We start from the raw sequence: 17131 nt of genomic DNA on the forward strand, positions 1-17131 counted from the left end.
TGTTCCAAGGCACCCCCTCGGCTTCCTCCAGACCCCACTGTTGCCAGTGGCGCCCTTGCCTGCTGGTTACCTTCCCGCTGGTTGGGCGGTAGGGTTTCTCTCAACCCATCGGCTCGGTAGACATGCCGGGCGCACCGCGAATGAAGGCACCCTAACGGGTGCCTTCCTGGTATTGTACGCTGATAGCTGGAACTTATCTGTCGACCCAGATGTAGTTCCAAGCGCTGCCTACGGAACCGCCGATGCCGTCCGGGAAGGCGTTGCGCAGATGGTCACGTACAGCCACCATGTTCTCGGAGGTTACGGTGTACAGTAGCGGTACATACTCGGCTACGATGTCCTGGAACTCGTAGTAGTACTCGCGACGAACCTCGGGATCCATGGCTCTTTGGGCCGCCAACCAGACCTCATCAATGCGGGCCTCCCACTCGGTGGCCGGGGTCTCCTGATACGGATACCACATATGCAGGTTACCGCTGGAGAGCCAGACGTTGGAGCCGCCGTTGGGATCGAAGGTTCCAGTGAGACCGATGATGATCGCATCCCACTCAAAGGTATCTGTCAGCTTCTCCACGACCACGTTGAAGTCGATCTGGTTGAAGTTGACCTTGATGCCCAAGGCTGCGAGGTCTTCCTGGAAGAGCTCGCCCACGATCTGGCGGATGGGTACACCTGGGTTGGTGATCAGGTCAAACTCGATGGGGTTGCCGTTGGGGTCGCGGCGGATGCCGTCAGCACCGAGTTTGTAGCCAGCAGCTTCCAGCTTCTCATGGGCCAACTGCAGATCGTATGGATAGATCTTGATGTCCTTCTTCAGGAAGAACTCATTTCTCATGTTGATGGGGCTCCATTGGATGTAGCCCATACCGTTCATGGCCATATCCAGGATGGTTTCCTTATCCACCGCATGGTAGAGGGCCTGACGGAAGTTCACATCGGTGAACCAGGAGAGCTTGGGTTCAGGCACAGCGTTGGGATTCTGGTTCAGGACGATGAAGCTCGTGCCAGGGTTGGGACCAGCCGTGATAATGCTCCAGCGGCTGAAGGGCTCACGATCCACATACTCAGGATACTGGTTGGCCGGAATGCCGATGTAGTCGAACTCACCGTTGAAGAAGGCCAGAGTTGCCGTATCCGAGCTGGGATAGTAGCGGAAGATGACCCTGTTCAGATAAGGTAGGCGGTTGCCCTCCTCATCGAACTCATAGTAGTTGTCGTTCCTGACCAGGATGAGCTCTTGGTCGATGCGGTAGGAAGCGATCTTCCAGGCACCGGTACCAATGATCTGCTCCAGGGGAGTCTCCAGACCCCACATCTCGTGGTAGCGGCCTTCCTTGTGGGCCTCGCCCAGGAGATGCACAGGAACGATGGGTGTCCCGATGCTGAACATGATGGGAGCATGGGGACGCGGCAGGGTGAACTTCACCGTGTACTTGTCTATCTTCTCATATTTCATGGGCTGGCCGTCGATGAGCAAGCCAGTTCTGGAGTTGGAGCCGACAGCCGGGTCATAGACCACGTCAAAGGTGAAGATGACGTCATCGGCCGTGAACTCTGTACCATCGTGCCACTGCACACCGCGGCGCAGGTAGAAGGTTACTTCCGTGCCGTCCTCGCTGATCTCGTACTCCCGGGCCAGCTTGGGCATGACCAAACCGGTGTCACGGTGCAAAGTGACGAGACCTTCGAAGATGCGGTCGGTCACATCGGTACTGGACGTTTCTGCAGCACGATGCGGGTTAAAGGTCTTGGGACCGCTGGCGCCGCCATGGACAGTCATCGTACCGCCGTAACGGCCCACTTCCATACCGAATTCTTCAGCCAGGTTGATAATTCTCGGATCAAGCAGCTCTACAGCGCTGGCCACTCCAGCACCGATGATCAGTGTCAAGAGCAGCGTCCAGATGAAGATATGTCTTTTCATGGTCTTATTATATTCCCCCTTTTAAAGATTTTTTAAAAGAATTGGTTCTTGCTGTACCTCCCTTCTTCAGGCGCTATCACTACTCCTTCCAGACGAAATTCATGTACAATTTCGGCGCAGTTTGCCAAAATGGTCGAGTTAGGATACTTACTATAATACGACCGAAAAGCCCTATGTCCTGCCGAACGCACAGACTTTATTCCCAGAACAGCGGCTTAACGGCCTTTACATTCCAGACACAAGGGAAGGTTCGACAAAAGGGTGGAATCTCCATTCCACCCTCAAACGTTTCACGGGGTCTGTTAGACGGTGCGACTCCTGGGGTCCAGGGCATCCCGCACGCCGTCCCCGAAGAAGCTGTAGGACAAGACGGTGATGAAGATGAAGAACCCTGGCACCAACAGCCACGGATAGCGGGTCAGCGAAGAGAGGTTCAACGCTTCGGAAAGCATATTGCCCCAGCTGGCCACCGGATGCTGAATGCCCACCCCAATAAAGCTCAAGCCCGATTCCGACAGGATAAAGCCGGGAATGGACAGGGTGGCGTTGACAATCACATAGCTCATGGTATTGGGCAGAATATGCCGGATAATGATGCGCGGCTGAGACGCGCCTATGGCTTCCGCCCCGGCCACAAACTCACTTTTGGCGATGGACAAGACCATGCCCCTGATCACCCGGGCCAAGCCTGCCCAGCCGATGAAACCGAGAATGGCCACGATGAGCATGAAGCGCTGGTCCGGCGGTATGTTGGTGGGCAAGACCGCACTGAGGGCCAAGAGCAGGTAAAAGCTGGGTATGGAGATGATGATCTCGGCGATCCTCATCATGAGGTTGTCTACCCACCCACCGAAATAGCCGGAGACGCCTCCGTAGATCAAGCCGATGGACAAACTGATCACCAAGCCGATAATGCCAATAAACAGCGAACGCCTGCCGCCGTAGGCTAGGCGGGAGAAGATATCCCGGCCGTAGCGGTCCGCGCCGAAGAGATAGATCTTGCCAGGAGCATCTACCCCAAAGAGGCGGATGTCCGTTTCAAAGCCCAAGAAGCTGTATTTGTCACCGCGCACGAAGAAGCGAATGGGATACATGGTGCTCGTATCCTCTTCATAGATGTTCCTTAAGGTGTCCACCCGCTTGTACTCATAGACAAAGGGCCGAACCAGTTTGCCCTCGTGGAAAATATGGATCTTGGTGGGTGGATGGTAAGTGCGCCGGCGATCCGACGTCAGTTCACTGTAGGGTGCAAAAAAGTCCGCGAAGATGGCGAAAACATGCAAGAGGATGAGCACCCACATACCCATAAGGGCCAACCTGTGCCGCCGCAGTTTGCGCCAGGCCATTTTCCAGGGCGAGCGCAGGGCACCACCGTTGCCTTGAAAGTCCACTTGATGATTGCTCCGATTGTTCTTCTCCATGACCTATCCCCCTCACTCATACCGGATCCGCGGGTCGCTGGCGGCCAGTAATACGTCCGCGGTGAGATTACCCAAAATCAGCATGATGGCACCGATGACCAGGTTGCCCATGACCAGGTAGTAATCTTGACCCTGCACCGCATTGAGCATCAGGCTGCCGATCCCCGGCCAGTTCATGACGATTTCTGTGAGCGATGCTCCGCCTAAAATGCCCCCCAGCTGAAACCCGAAGATGGTGATCAGGGGATTGATGGCGTTGCGCACCGCGTGCTTGTAGATCACAACCCGCTCAGCTAAGCCCTTGGCCCGGGCGGTGGTGACGTAATCCTGCCGCAGCACATCTAAGAGATTGGAGCGCATGTAGCGCATGAGGCTGGCCAGCGTACCCGTGCTCAGCACGATCACCGGCAGCACCATGTGCCGGGCCAGGTCCACCACCTTTTCCCAGAAGGTGAACTCCGCGAAGTCTATGCTGGTCATCCCGCCAATGGGCAGCCCCCACCCCCTGGTGAGGTTCAAGTATAACAACAGCAACCCTAAGAACCAGTTGGGAATGGACACCCCGATAAAGGCGAAAAAGGTGAGCAGCTTATCGCTCCAGGAATACTGATTAACCGCGGAATGAATGCCAATAGGTATAGCGAGCGCCCAGGCCACGATGAGGGAAACGACCGTGAGGAGCAGGGTGTTGAACACACGCTGCTTAATCACCCACGTGACCGGGGCATGCCAGAGGAATGAGTGCCCCATATCGCCTTTGAACATCTGGGTAACCCAGCGGAAAAACTGCTTGTAGGGGGGCTGGTCCAGCCAAAAACGGGCCCGCATGGCCTCCATGATCTCATCGGTCACATCTGGGCTCAGGGCCATCGTCGTCAGGGCATCGCCGGGAGCCATCTGCATAATGAAAAAGCTGAGTGACGAGATGCCCAAGAGCATGGGAATGACGTAGATAAGTCTCCGTAAAATGTATCGATACATTACCTCTCCGACCTCCTCATTAACCAGGGGCGTGCCCCCCGCCGGGCACCAGCCAGGGCGAGAATCCCAGCTGCCGCCAGGCATGTTCACTAATATTCTCGTTTAAGCCGAAAAATCCTGCTATGGCCCAGAATTACCAGGGCAACGCTATCCTCATAGGAACAGGGCCCGCAGGGAAGAATCCAGGTGAGGAGGTGGAGGTTTGCTCACGTTTTTCCGCCAGGTGTCACCAGGATGGTCACGAAAAGAGAGCGATGCAATTCTCCAAGAGCTTTCCTACGGTCAGTTTACAGTCCAGGTCCTGGCCGATGGATTCAGGCAGGTCATGGCCCATCTGCGGGCAGGGAAATTCGACACCTGGGGCTGGTACCAGCTGGCCAGGCGCGCCGATGAGCTGGCGGCAGTGCAAAACCAGGCCCCGGGCCTTTTGGCCCTGGAGCATCTCAAAGAACGGTGGCAGCAGGCGGGAGTTATCCCCTACGAACACCAGATCAAAACAGCGGAGAGGGTGATCCACTCCATGCACGGCCAGGCCATCCTAGCCGACGAAGTTGGCTTGGGAAAGACCGTCGAAGCCGGCTTGATCCTCAAGGAATACCTGCTGCGGGGCCTGGTGAAAAAGGTACTCATCCTCACCCCGGCCAACTTGATCTGGCAGTGGTACCAGGAGCTCTATGAGAAGTTCGGGATAGCCGCGGGTATTCAGCGCACCAGGTGGGATTGGGAGTATGCCAACGTGTTGATCGCCTCCATCGATACAGCCAAACGGGAACCCCATGCCTACATCATCGCGGGGATAGTCTACGATCTACTCATCGTGGACGAGGCCCACAAACTGAAAAACAGCTCTACCGCCAGCTACCGCTTGGTCAATTCTATTCAGAAGAAATACTGTTTGATGCTCACGGCCACACCCGTGCAAAACGACCTTAAGGAGCTGTACAACCTCATCGGCCTGATCAAGCCCGGCCAGCTGGGCAGCTATCAAACATTTAAGAAGCGCTTCATGGCCGCCAAGCGGACACCGAAAAACCCCGCAGAACTGCGGCGAATCCTGGATCAAGTGATGATCCGCAACCGGCGGGAGGAAGGGGAGATCCGCTTCACCGAGCGCATCGTCCACCCCCTGATCGTCACCTTGGGACCCAAGGAGCAGGAAATCTACAAGCGGGTCACGGAGTTCATCAAGGCCCGGGGGCGGCGCACGGGGCTAGGCAACATGCTGCCCCTGATCACTTTGCAGCGGGAAGTATGCTCAACTTTTCTGGCCACCGCCCTCACGCTGGAGAAAATGCTGGTGGGGCTATCCCAAGATGAGCTGGCCGAGGCGGCCGCTCTGCTCAAGGATCTGGCGGAAGTGAAGCAAAACAGCAAATGCGATGCTCTGGAGCGCCTGGTGGCCCAGTTCCGGGATAAAGCCATCATCTTCACGGAGTACAAAGCATCTCAGGAGTACATCCGTTACAGACTGGAAAAGGCCGGCTACCGCACCCTGGCCTTTGACGGCAGCCTCTCCCGGGGCCAAAAGCAGTACGTCCGCCACCTCTTTCAAAAGGACGCCCAGTTTCTGGTGAGCACCGAGTCGGGGGGTGAAGGGCTGAACTTCCAGTTCTGCAACCTGGTGGTCAACTTCGATCTCCCCTGGAACCCCATGCGCCTGGAACAGCGCATCGGCCGGGTCCATCGCCTGGGGCAGACCCGGGATGTGCACATCTACAACTTGATCACCAAAGGTACGGTGGAAGAGCACATCATGTACCTGCTGCATCAGAAGATCAACATGTTCGAGTCCATTATCGGCGAGCTGGATGCCATTCTCCTCCACCTCAATCTGGGGAGCTCCTTTGAGAGCGAAATCATGAAGATCTTTTTGGAACACGAAGAAACTGAGCAGATCCGCAGGCAGCTTGACCAGCTAGCCCGGCGCATCCTCCAGGGCCGCGCCGCTGTTAAGGCATCCTCTTGGGAGGGGTTACTATAAAACAACTCGTCTTCGATTTTTTTGAACTCCTGGGTCTCAGCCCCGTAGAGATCCACCCAGGGATCTGGCAGGTGCAGGCCGATGAGGCCCTCATGAAGGAACTGGATGGCTGGCGGGCCCAGGCCAGACTGCTGCAGTTCACCTGGGATCGAGATTTGGCTGCCGCCTATGGCGCTGAGCTCATCAGCCCGGGGAGCTACCGCCTGGCGAGCATCCTGCGCCTCATCCGCCAGCAGGGCATCCTCAGCCGGGCCCACATCCCCCACCACTTCTTCCACGAGCCCAGCATCCGCAAAAAGGTCTTGGCTGCTTTTGGCACTGAAGGGCGGGCGTACCTACTCACCAGCTCGGCCAGGTACGGCCAGTACCTGCAGCTGGAAATCTCCGTGGAGGCCAGGGGGCTGCAAAAAAAAGAGAGCCTCCACACGGTAATTGTGAATCTCTCCTCGGGTCAAGTATTGAAGTTCGCCCTACCCCCACACCTGCTGCAGGCCGGCGGGGTGGAACCAGAGCTGATCAACAAGCGGAAGTGCAGTCTAAAACAGGCCTACCTGCGGGCGGCGGAGCACCTCAGCCGGGAATTCGCCGGAGAGGACCAATCCTGGGCCCAGAAGGCCCGGGAAAAAATGGCCCTGGAAGAAGAAAAGCTCCAGGCATTTTTCCAGGGAAAGACCTCGTCGCCAGAATTTGCCGCCAAGCAGGAGGAGCTGCGGCGGAGACTGCAGCCTGTGCTCGCCATCAATGCCCTGAGGGCCGCGCTGGTGTACGCGCCGCTGTTCCACTACCGCCTGGTGGTGGTAAGCGCCGGAGGCCGCGAACGAACCAAAACCGCTACCTACGACCCCATTGCTAATCTATGTGCGCTTGACTAGATCGTGGGCCACCCGTGAAATGGGTCCTGCACCCATCACCAAAACCAAATCCTGCGCCGTCAGCCAGTCCCGCAGGAAAGGCACCACATCTTCCTGCTGGGGAATATGGTAAACGTTCTTGGGCGCGTTGCTTTCCCGAACGCGGTCCGCCAAAGCAGCGGCACTCACCCCAGGGATGGGTTTTTCAGGCGGCGGAGCGTAGATATCCGTAATGATGACCACATCCGCTTCCCGAAAGGCCTGGGCGAAGTCCTCAAACAGGAGTTTCGTCCGGGAGTAGCGATGCGGCTGGAAAACTGCCACGATGCGCCTGGTGGGCCAGCCCTCCCTGGCAGCCTTGATCACAGCAGCAACTTCCGTGGGATGATGGGCGTAGTCATCCACCACCAGGGCACCACCGATGGTACCCAGGATCTCAAAACGCCGCTTGGCCCCGGTGAACCGGCGCAGGGCCCTCTGCATCTGGGGGATGGATAAACCTATGTGGTGGCATACTGCGATGCAGGCCAGGGCGTTGGACACGTTGTGCCGGCCAGGGACATTGAGCACGAAATCGGCGAAGAACTCTCCAAGGCGGAACACCCTGAAGACCGACCTTTCCTGCTCCAACTGCAGCACCTCTGCCCGCCAGTGAGCCCCGGGCGAAAAACCGTAAGTAACGCCGTCGTATTCCTGACTGATGGAGGCGGCCACCGGGTGATCCATGCCGATGAGGCGCAAGCCGCCGGGCTGACAGTTGCTGAGGAACCGGCGGTAGCTGGCAATCAAAGATTCAAAGGTGCCGTTATAGTTTTCCAGATGATCCGCTTCAATGCTAGTCACCACGGAAACCTCCGGCCGGTAGCGGAGGAACGAGCCATCGCTTTCATCTGCTTCCGCGACCACAAACTCCCCCCGGCCGTACTTGGCCCCCGGGCCGAAGGGCGCGAAATGCGCGCCAATCAGCACAGTTGGATCTGTGCCGGCCATTTCCAAACAAAGGGCGATCATGGAAGTCACGGTGGTCTTACCATGGGCACCGCTCACTGCTATCCCCCGCCGGTTGTTCAACAGCTGGGCCAGAACTTCAGAGCGGTGCAGAACATCGATACCTTTCTGGCGTGCCGCAACAATCTCCGGATTTTGCACGGGAATGGCACTGGAGTAGATCACTCTGGTAGCCCCGTTGACGTTGGCGGCCGAATGGTTGAAGTATACTGTCGCTCCTAGTTTGATCAAATAATCGGTGGTCTCTGAAGGCTGCAGGTCAGAACCGCTAACCTTGTGCCCCATCTCCAGAAAAACCTTGGCTAACGGGCCCATGCCCGTCCCACCGATACCAATGAGGTGTATATGCTGGTTCATTTAGGTCACTCCCAATGACTACTTGCCAAATCACTCCACAAAGGGCTCCAACACCCTGGCCAACAGCCGGGCTGAAGCTACGGCCTCTTCCAGAGTATTCCCCCGCCAATCGCCGATCAAGACCATGATACTGTTGGGATGCAGCTCCCCGCTGTAATCGGACTTGAACACCCGCACCCCTCTGGTCACGCCTGGATACTGCTGCTCCAGTGCATCGCTGACTTTTTGCGCAAAGCGGAGATTCTCTTCCAAGAGATCGTTGTCTTTGTCACCTACCACGAAGAGGATCTTGGCCACATCCATACCATTCGCACGGGCTTTGGTGTAATCGTCCGGCTTGTCTTGGAGGCCGTCGCGATGCAGATCTAAAACCACCTGCACAGTTGGATTCGCAGCCAAAAGCTCACTTACCTTCTTTTCCGAATTAAGGAAAGCTTCGCTGTAGCGCGGCTGGTCGTGAATGGTCTGGTCGTGAATGGCTTTGATGCCCAAAAGAGCCAGCTCCTCCACAAAGGCTTCGCCCACCGCGACCACATCGCCCTTCCCGCCCCGCTCGTGGCTGTCTTTAGGCTTGTAGTTCTCAGAAGCATGGCTGTGGAAGACCAGTACCTTGGGCACTTCCTCCACCGCCTCTCCCTGCGGTGGCGCTGGATCCTCCACCTTAACTACTGGGGGACGCGGTGCTTCTTCTTCCTTATCCCCAGGCATGAAACCGAAAAAGCGCGCTCCCACCACAGCCACCACGATCAGCGTTACAACAATAAATAAGAGGCCAGGGCCATTCTTTTCAGTTTTTCCCACTCTAGCCATCGCTATTCCCCCTTCCACAACACTATATGCGGAAGGGGAACGAATTTATGCTCGGCTATTTCCAAGCTCCTGCAAAAGCCTGTCTATTTCTTCCACGGCGAAGCGGTACCGTTTGCTGCAGAAGTGGCAGACAACCTCCACCGGTTCACCTCTGTCCACAAGTTCCCGCAGCTCGTCCGCGCCCAAGGTGACCAGCCCCCGTTCAAACCGCTCCCGGGAGCAGTCGCAGAAAAACTGCACCTCCTGCCGGTCAATAAAGCGCAGTTCCAGCCCGGCGAAGATCTCCTCCACAATGGCCTCCGGGCTGCGTTCACTGGCAAACAGGGAACTTACTTCCGTCATCACCTGCAGGCGCTCTTCCAGCTCCGTGATGAAGATTTCATCTTCCGCGGCTTCCGGCATGAGCTGCACCACAATACCGCCGCTGCCCAGGGGCACGCCATCGGTGCCCACCAAAACACCCACCAACACCGCGGAGGGCGTCTGCTCCGAAACGGCGAAATAGTAGGCGAAATCATCGCCGATCTCACCGGTCTGCAGCGGCACTGTTCCATAGTAGGGCTCCTTTAGCCCCATGTCGCGGATGACGTGCAGGTACCCCTGCCCCACCGCCTCACCAACCGACAGTTTCCCCGAGGAGTTCAAGGGCAGCTCCACGTGGGGATTGCCCACATAGCCCTTCACCTGACCCCGGGAGTTGGCGGAGACCACAATGCCCTGCAAAGGGCCATCGCCTTTGATCTGAATGGTCAGCGTCTCATCGGCTTTCAACATGGCCCCCAGCACCAGTCCCATGGTCAGGGTACGCCCCAGGGCCGCGGTGGCCACAGGGGTTGTGCGGTGTACCCTCTGTGCTTCAGTGACCACACCGGTGGTGCGCACAGCCAGAATCCTGGCTTGATTGGCTCCGAGCATGGCCCGGACTAGATAATCCCTGCTGTTCAACCTAGTTCCCCCTAAGCATCATCCAATACGCTAAATAGGCTGCCCCGGCTAAGAGCACAATAAGCACGGCGAAGCGGATCAGAAAACGGGTCCGGCGCGCCCGGCGGGCCCGCTCCCTCCGCTCGCGGATACTGGCGCTGAGATCGTCTACCCGCAGGGTGGATTCCCTGGGTTCCACTTCCACCTGCAGCTGGTCTTCCACCCCCAAGGCCCTGGCATAGGTGCGGATAAACGGCCGTACATAGGCTTGGTCCGGCAGTAAGTGATACTGTTCCTCCTCAATGGCCTGCAAAAACTGGGGCCGAATTTTGGTGCGTTCGGCCAGCTCCTCAATGGTCAGGCCTTGCTCCACCCGGGCCTTCTCCAGCAGTGACCCCACTCCCATCATCGTCCTCACCTTTCTTCCAAAACTGCTTTATCCACCAAAACCTCCCGTGGCTTGCTGCCCTGGTAACCGCCGACAATCCCCCGCACCTCCATAATATCGATCAGGCGCGCCGCCCGGCTGTAGCCAATGCGGAAGCGGCGCTGGAGCATGGAGATGGAAGCCTGGCCATTCTCCACCACCAGGCGGATGGCGTCCTCCAGCAGTTCATCCTCCTCGTCCTCCCGGAGGCCAAGTTCAGGGGCCTGTTCCACAATGTCTTCCTGGTAGTCGGGCTCCCCCTGCTCCTTCCAGTACTTAACAACCGCCTCCACTTCCTTATCGGAAATCCAGGCACCCTGGGCCCGCACGGGCTTGGAAGCCCCGATGGGGTAGTAGAGCATGTCCCCCTTACCAATGAGCCGCTCCGCCCCGCCCATATCCAAGATGGTGCGGGAATCTACCTGGCTGGATACGGCAAAGGAGATGCGGGAGGGCACGTTGGCCTTGATCAGACCTGTGATCACGTCCACCGACGGCCTTTGGGTGGCGATGATCAGGTACATCCCTGCAGCCCTGGCCATCTGCGCCAGGCGGCAGATGGCATCCTCCACCTCCGCCGCGGCCACCATCATCAGATCCGCCAGCTCATCCACGATCACCACCACATAGGGCAGATGCTCCCGCTCCTCTTCCGGGGACCCTTCTTTATACCATTCGTGATACATCTCAATATTCCGCACCCCCACCTCGGCGAAGAGCTCGTAGCGGCGCTCCATCTCCCCCACCGCCCAGCGCAGGGCGATGGCGGCCTTCTTCGGATCGGTTACCACCGGCGAGATCAGGTGGGGAATGCCGTCGTAGGCGGAAAGCTCCACCCTCTTGGGATCGATCATCAGCAGTTTAACCGTATCCGGCGTGGTGCGGAACAAGAGGGAGGTGATGACGCAGTTTAGGCAGACACTCTTCCCCGACCCGGTGGCCCCCGCAATGAGCACGTGCAGCCACTTCTTCAAATCGGCGATCACCGGCTGGCCGGCGATGTCTTTGCCCAAGGCCAGCGCCACCGGCGAGGGATGCTCAGCAAACTCGCGGCTCTCTAGAACGTCCCGGAGCAGCACCAACTCCCTTTCCTTGTTGGGCACCTCAATACCCACCACAGGTTTGCCCGGGACAGGGGCTTCGATGCGCACATCCTCCGCAGCTAAAGCCAGCGCCAGATCATCCGCGAGGGAGGTGATCCTGGAAACCTTAATCCCCGGTGCCGGCTGCAGCTCGTAGCGGGTAATCACCGGCCCCTGGGATACATTCACCACCTTAGCCTCAATCCCGAAATTGGCCAAGGTTTCCTCCAATAGATCCTGCTGCAGCTCCGCGCCCCGGCGGGATCTGCCGCCGCTTTTCCGCAGAAGGCTGGTGGGAGGCAAAAGATAGGCACCCTGCCCCTCCCGGGAGGGCAGGTTGAGTACCAGCTGTTCCACAGGGGCTTCCTCCGGCTCTTTCCTGGCAGTTTCCCGTTTCTTGGGCTTCGCCACCGGCGGGGCAGGCTCGATCTCCGTTTCCACAACTGCCGGCTCCTGAGAAACGGCCTCGGGCGGCTGGGCCTTTTTACGCCTGGTGCGTTTGGCTGGCCGCCTCTCCTTCTTGGCGCGCTCGCTGCCGCTCTGGCCGCGCCACCAGCTGCGCACAGCCCTTTGCAGGTAGCTTAGGAGGCGGCGTAAGAGATCGATCAGCGAGATCTCAAAGAAAAACATAATGCCCAGCAAGGCCGCGGTACCGACCACTATGTAAGATCCGTGAATGCCAAAGGCGTTGTAGCTTAGAGTTAAAAGCACGGCGCCCAGCACCCCGGCCCCCTCCCCCTTCAGTCCGTAGCCGATCTCCTCCCGCAGGCTGGGGGGAAATTGATAGCCCCGGTAGTAAAGCATGTGGAACACTAAGGTCACCGCGCCAACGAGGAGCAAAAGGCCCGCCTGGGACTGCCAGGAAAGGGCCCTCTTGCTACCGAGGAAGAGCTGCACAGCCGCCGCGGCAAAGAGCAGCACAAACAAAACGGCCAGATCGCCGAAGCACATGCGCAGAACGGACCGCAGGGGAATGCCAACCCGGCCGGTTGTGTCCACGTACAAAGAGAGCAGACAGAAGGCGGAGAAGGCCAAAAGCAGAATGCCCCCCACTTCCCTGGCTTTGATGCCGCTATCCTTCCGGGTTCCAGATTTTCCCCTCACGTCTTCACCCCTTCCCTTCCAAGTTCTACGCGGGGGCGTTAAACCCTACTTGCCCAGCTAATTATCTCTCTTTCCGCAGCTGCTGCACTTCCGCGATGAAGCTGTCCACATCCTTGAACTGGCGGTACACGGAGGCAAAACGCACATAGGCAACATCATCGATCTCCCGCAGCTTGTCCATGACCAATTCGCCAATATAGGTGGAAGTGACCTCCCGGTCCAACCTGGACCGCACCTCCCTTTCCACCTCATCCACTGCCTTCTCGATGGTCTCCGAGGAGATGGGCCGTTTCTCGCAGGCACGGAGTATGCCGTTGAGAATCTTGGCGCGGGCGAAGGGCTCCCGCCGGCCATCCTTTTTTACCACGAGAAAGGGCATTTCATCGACGCGTTCGTATGTAGTAAAACGCCTGTGACAGGCGGTGCATTCCCTGCGGCGCCGGATGGAACCTCCCTCTTCTGTCTGCCGCGAGTCCAAAACCTTGCTATCCGGGTGCAGGCAAAACGGGCAGCGCATCTACGTCCCCTCCAGTATTGTGCGACCAATGTTTACTTTATTATACAGTAAATGGCTCACCTTTTCCATGTTCTGTTTTTCACCAACACCACATCCACGCCCACCAGGACGATATCTCGCCAGGGGATCTCCTGATCCGTGCGCCGGGCCAAAAAGAAAAAGCCAAAGGGCCTGGCCTCATCCACAATTAGCGCCTTGATGCGCCCCGTCTCCGGGTCCAGGTCCACATCGCAGACGTTCCCTAGATAGCGGCCTTCGTCCACGTTGATCACGTCCAGCCTGCGCAGGTCGGAAGTGGTGATCACCTTCATGATCCGCCCCCCTTTTGCTACCTAAGTATATGCCTGGAGGGCAAAAAAGAAACGGCAGCGGGGCCGTTTCTGACTGTACGTTGAGCTTTCCCAATCGGCTTAGCGGGCCAGGGCGGAAAGACCTGCCGCCGATGCCTGCCACCAGCTCTGGAACAAGCGGGCATAGCGGGTCTGCACCACCTGGTCCCACAACCTGGAGCGGAGCACGAAGCTGCGTCCTCCCTCCCCAGGGCCTTCCTTGTGGTCCACCTTCACCAAGTTGGGGCTGGTCCCCTCCAGTTCCGCCAGGCAGAGCGGGGGGAAGAGGATGCACCACCAGTTGTCGCCCTGGGCTGCTCCGATTTCCACCCGCAGGGCATCATACCTGCCCTGGGGCAGCAGCAGTTCTCCGTAATCCCGCTCCGGGAAGAGATAACTGCCCAGCTTAATCGCGACTGGATAGTCGTACCCGCTGGCCCAAACCGCCTCCTGGGCAGAGCGCTCCAGCGTTTGGAGATTATGTACCAGCAATGTGTAAGCTTGGTCCCGTTCTGCAACCTCACCTAGAATACGCTTGGTTTCCAATAACACAGCATCCCGCACCTTCAGTTTCAGCTCTTGATCCTGGGGCAGATTGCTGTGGGCCACGACATGAAGGCGAATCAAGTCCTGAGCAAAGGCTTTATCGCTATGAAGACCGCGCTGTAAGGCAGAGAACAGACCGAAGACAGCGGTTCCTACACACAGCAGCGCGCAGCAGACCAAAAGGCGCGCTTTACACTCCTGCGACATTGGAAGCTTCCCTCCTCTAAGATGTAGCCATATACTTGCGCAGATGCCGCAGGGCGGCCTTTTCCAACCTGGAAACCTGCGCCTGGGAAATCCCGATTTCTTCAGCTACTTCCATCTGGGTCCGGCCTTCGTAAAAGCGCATGGTGAGAATCAAGCGTTCCCGCTCGCCTAAGTTTTCCATGCCCTCCTTGATGCTCACCCCTTCGATGAGGCGCCGCTCGGTGTTCTTTTCGTCGCTGATCTGGTCCAGCACAAAGATGGGGTCGCCTCCATCGTTATAGATGGGCTCAAAAAGGGAGATGGGCTCTTGAATGGCATCCAGGGCAAAGACGATTTCCTCCCTGGGAATCTGCAGTTCTTCGGCGATCTGCCCAATGGAAGGCTCCTGCGAATAGCGGTTGGCTAAAGCATCCCTGGTCTGCAGGGCTTTGTAGGCGATATCCCTAAGGGAACGGCTCACCCTGATGGGATTGTTATCCCTCAGATAACGCCGGATTTCGCCTATGATCATGGGCACTGCGTAGGTGGAGAACTTAACGTTTTGGTTGAGGTCGAAGTTGTCAATGGCCTTCATGAGGCCGATGCAGCCCACCTGGAACAGATCATCCACATATTCGCCCCGGTTGTTGAACCTTTGGATCACGCTCAGCACCAAGCGGAGGTTGCCCTGAACCATCTCTTCCCTGGCCTTTTGATCCCCTTCCTTGATTTTGGCCAGGAGTTCCCGCATCTTGGCATTGGGCAAGACTGGCAGCTTAGCGGTGTTCACACCGCAGATCTCCACCTTGTTCATGTCCTCTCCCTCCTGCACATGCCGATTACAAAGTTCAGTATTGCCACCTCTGGGCAGATCTATTCCTTTTTGCTGGGCAACCTCTATATGGAAGGCGTGGTTGGGGTGGAAGATAATTCCCGCCCAGTTGTACGTTTAAGGAAGGACTTTTATGCTTTTAGCGCTAATATTCTGGCAAACACCCTTTTTAAGGGGGAGCATTCTATGCTTGAGTACACGTTGTACGTTGATGTTTGGCTCTTGCGGCTGAGCTGCAATTTCGTTTTTGAATACCTCCTCTTGTGGGCCACAGCAACCATCACACATACACAGACCACCGCCTTCCGCCTGGTTTTGGGTTCCCTCATCGGAACGGTACACTACCTACTCTACCTGGCAGCCAGCGTCGGCCTGATTCCCCTCTACGGCTTATGGAGATTCTTCCCCGTTGTGGTTTTGGTATCCGCAGCCATGCTCTTTGCCGCCTTCTATCCCATTTCCTGGAGAAAGCTGCTCACGGCCGCGGGCTATTTCTACACCATCGGCTTTGTAGCTGCCGGCATGGGGCTGGCCAGTGCCTATCTCTTTGGAACCGGCGATGCTCCAGCCTTCACCCTGGGCACCTTGGTTTCCATCCTGGCCATCCTGCTCATCGCCGAACTGGGCTGGGGGATCGTCCACGAACGGGTGGTGCGGGCTGTGTACCGAGTCCCAGTGGAGATCTCCTGTGACGGGCAGAAAATCAAAATGACTGCCCTGGTTGATACGGGCAACCATCTCAAAGACCCGCTCAACCGGCAGTCGGTAATTATCGTGGATGCTCAAGCGCTGAAGAACATGCTGCCCCCCGATGTGTTCGCCATTACCCTCTCCTTAGAAGCGGGCGATCCTGCCGCTTTGGAGCAGCTGACCGAGCTGCAGACCTGGCGTACCCGCCTGAGGCTCATTCCCTTTAACTCCATCGGCCGGACTAACGGCATGATGCTGGGCTTCCGGCCCGATGAAGTGAAGATCGGGGCCCGCAGCCTCTTGGGGGATTTCCAGCCCACAGTTGCCCTCCACCCGTATAATCTCGACCCCCACGGCGAGTACAGCGCGCTGGTCCCCCCGCACCTCCTGGAAGACTCCCTGCAGGTGGAAGGAGGCGAGGCTTATGCTACCACTTCTTCAGACATTCCCTCTTAAGGCCCGCCTGCGCTTCATCCTGGTTCTGCACCGGCTTGGGCTAAGCCCGAAGGTTCATTACGTTGGCAGCAATGAAGTCCTGCCTCCACCCCTGACCAGTGAGGAAGAACAGGAACTGCTCATGCGCCTGCAGGCCGGCGATCTGTTGGTGAGGACACCCCTCATTGAGCGCAACCTGCGCTTGGTGGTGTACATCGCCCGCAAGTTCGAGAACACCGGTATCCACATTGAAGACCTGGTGTCCATCGGCACCATAGGCTTGATCAAGGCAGTGAACACCTTCGACCCCAGCAAGAACATCAAGTTGGCCACCTACGCTTCCCGCTGCATCGAAAACGAGATTCTGATGTACCTACGGCGCACCAGCAAGTTAAAGGCGGAAGTATCCTTTGATGAACCCCTCAACGTGGATTGGGATGGCAACGAGCTGGTCCTAGCGGATGTGGTGGGCAGTGAAAGCGACGTCTTGCGCCACATTGAAAAAGAAGTAGACAAAGCCCTGCTCGCTGCCGCTTTGCAGCAGCTCACAGGGCGGGAAAAAAAGATCATGGAACTCAGATTCGGGCTGAACTGTGAGAAAGAGCGCACCCAGAGGGAAGTGGCGGATCTTCTGGGCATCTCCCAAAGCTACATTTCGCGCCTGGAGAAGAAGATCCTCAAAAAGCTGAAACGTGAGATGAAGAAGATGGAATAACCAGTGCCTCA

Annotated in this window: 16 protein-coding genes; 4 read left to right on the forward strand and 12 right to left on the reverse strand. The window is 57.5% G+C overall.

Features of this window, described 5'->3' with window-relative positions; all coding sequences use genetic code 11:
• Nucleotides 1-193: 193 nt before the first annotated feature.
• The 3 genes from ACE4YL_RS09330 to ACE4YL_RS09340 all read right to left on the reverse strand — a co-directional run bounded on the left by ACE4YL_RS09330 (nt 194) and on the right by ACE4YL_RS09340 (nt 4326).
• Nucleotides 194-1924 (reverse strand): ABC transporter substrate-binding protein, encoded by a 1731-nt coding sequence (locus ACE4YL_RS09330; protein WP_461357707.1) that lies wholly within the window; start codon nt 1922-1924, stop codon nt 194-196.
• A 302-nt stretch (nt 1925-2226) separates the two neighbouring features.
• A complete protein-coding gene (locus ACE4YL_RS09335) occupies nt 2227-3345 on the reverse strand; it encodes an ABC transporter permease (protein ID WP_461357708.1) in 1119 nt (372 codons plus the stop codon).
• Between the two features lie 12 nt (nt 3346-3357).
• Nucleotides 3358-4326, reverse strand: coding sequence for an ABC transporter permease (locus ACE4YL_RS09340; RefSeq protein WP_461360231.1), 969 nt, complete (start codon nt 4324-4326; stop codon nt 3358-3360).
• Nucleotides 4327-4528: 202 nt separating this feature from the next.
• On the opposite strand from ACE4YL_RS09340, the gene ACE4YL_RS09345 reads away from it, so the two are divergent.
• Nucleotides 4529-6307, forward strand: a complete 1779-nt coding sequence (locus ACE4YL_RS09345) for a DEAD/DEAH box helicase (RefSeq protein ID WP_461367038.1) — start codon at nt 4529-4531, stop codon at nt 6305-6307.
• Nucleotides 6308-6378: 71 nt separating this feature from the next.
• Nucleotides 6379-7179: a YqhG family protein gene (locus ACE4YL_RS09350; RefSeq protein WP_461369570.1), complete on the forward strand. Its 801-nt coding sequence runs from the start codon at nt 6379-6381 to the stop codon at nt 7177-7179.
• Here ACE4YL_RS09350 and murC read toward each other — a convergent pair.
• From murC to sigG, 9 genes are all read right to left on the reverse strand, one after another.
• Complete coding sequence (gene murC / locus ACE4YL_RS09355; RefSeq protein WP_461369571.1) at nt 7162-8523, reverse strand: UDP-N-acetylmuramate--L-alanine ligase; 1362 nt, start codon at nt 8521-8523, stop codon at nt 7162-7164. The genes ACE4YL_RS09350 and murC overlap by 18 nt on opposite strands.
• Nucleotides 8524-8553: 30 nt before the next feature.
• On the reverse strand, nt 8554-9333 hold the full coding sequence (gene spoIIP / locus ACE4YL_RS09360; protein WP_461357713.1) for a stage II sporulation protein P: 780 nt from the start codon (nt 9331-9333) through the stop codon (nt 8554-8556).
• 45 nt (nt 9334-9378) lie between these two features.
• On the reverse strand, nt 9379-10278 hold the full coding sequence (hslO, locus tag ACE4YL_RS09365) for an Hsp33 family molecular chaperone HslO (protein ID WP_461357714.1): 900 nt from the start codon (nt 10276-10278) through the stop codon (nt 9379-9381).
• A 1-nt stretch (nt 10279) separates the two neighbouring features.
• Complete coding sequence (locus ACE4YL_RS09370) at nt 10280-10663, reverse strand: helix-turn-helix domain-containing protein (RefSeq protein WP_461357715.1); 384 nt, start codon at nt 10661-10663, stop codon at nt 10280-10282.
• Nucleotides 10664-10671: 8 nt separating this feature from the next.
• Nucleotides 10672-12870, reverse strand: coding sequence for an FtsK/SpoIIIE family DNA translocase (locus tag ACE4YL_RS09375; protein ID WP_461357716.1), 2199 nt, complete (start codon nt 12868-12870; stop codon nt 10672-10674).
• 61 nt (nt 12871-12931) lie between these two features.
• Complete coding sequence (gene nrdR / locus ACE4YL_RS09380; protein ID WP_461367040.1) at nt 12932-13387, reverse strand: transcriptional regulator NrdR; 456 nt, start codon at nt 13385-13387, stop codon at nt 12932-12934.
• 56 nt (nt 13388-13443) lie between these two features.
• Complete coding sequence (locus tag ACE4YL_RS09385) at nt 13444-13698, reverse strand: PRC-barrel domain-containing protein (RefSeq protein WP_461357718.1); 255 nt, start codon at nt 13696-13698, stop codon at nt 13444-13446.
• Between the two features lie 99 nt (nt 13699-13797).
• Nucleotides 13798-14469, reverse strand: coding sequence for a stage II sporulation protein R (gene spoIIR, locus ACE4YL_RS09390; protein ID WP_461357719.1), 672 nt, complete (start codon nt 14467-14469; stop codon nt 13798-13800).
• Between the two features lie 16 nt (nt 14470-14485).
• A complete protein-coding gene (gene sigG, locus ACE4YL_RS09395) occupies nt 14486-15262 on the reverse strand; it encodes an RNA polymerase sporulation sigma factor SigG (RefSeq protein WP_461357720.1) in 777 nt (258 codons plus the stop codon).
• Between the two features lie 204 nt (nt 15263-15466).
• On the opposite strand from sigG, the gene ACE4YL_RS09400 reads away from it, so the two are divergent.
• Together ACE4YL_RS09400 and sigE are read left to right on the forward strand one after the other, a co-directional pair.
• Nucleotides 15467-16426 carry a sigma-E processing peptidase SpoIIGA gene (locus ACE4YL_RS09400; RefSeq protein WP_461360232.1) on the forward strand — a complete coding sequence of 320 codons (960 nt, stop codon included), beginning with the start codon at nt 15467-15469 and terminating at the stop codon, nt 16424-16426.
• The gene (gene sigE, locus ACE4YL_RS09405; protein ID WP_461359002.1) at nt 16395-17120 is read left to right on the forward strand and encodes an RNA polymerase sporulation sigma factor SigE; all 726 of its coding nucleotides are present in this window, start codon (nt 16395-16397) and stop codon (nt 17118-17120) included. The genes ACE4YL_RS09400 and sigE overlap by 32 nt, the downstream gene beginning before the upstream one ends.
• The last annotated feature ends 11 nt before the right edge of the window (nt 17121-17131 follow it).

Origin of the sequence: Candidatus Darwinibacter acetoxidans (genome assembly GCF_041936445.1) — a bacterium.
Lineage (GTDB): Bacteria > Bacillota > Limnochordia > Darwinibacteriales > Darwinibacteriaceae > DTU010.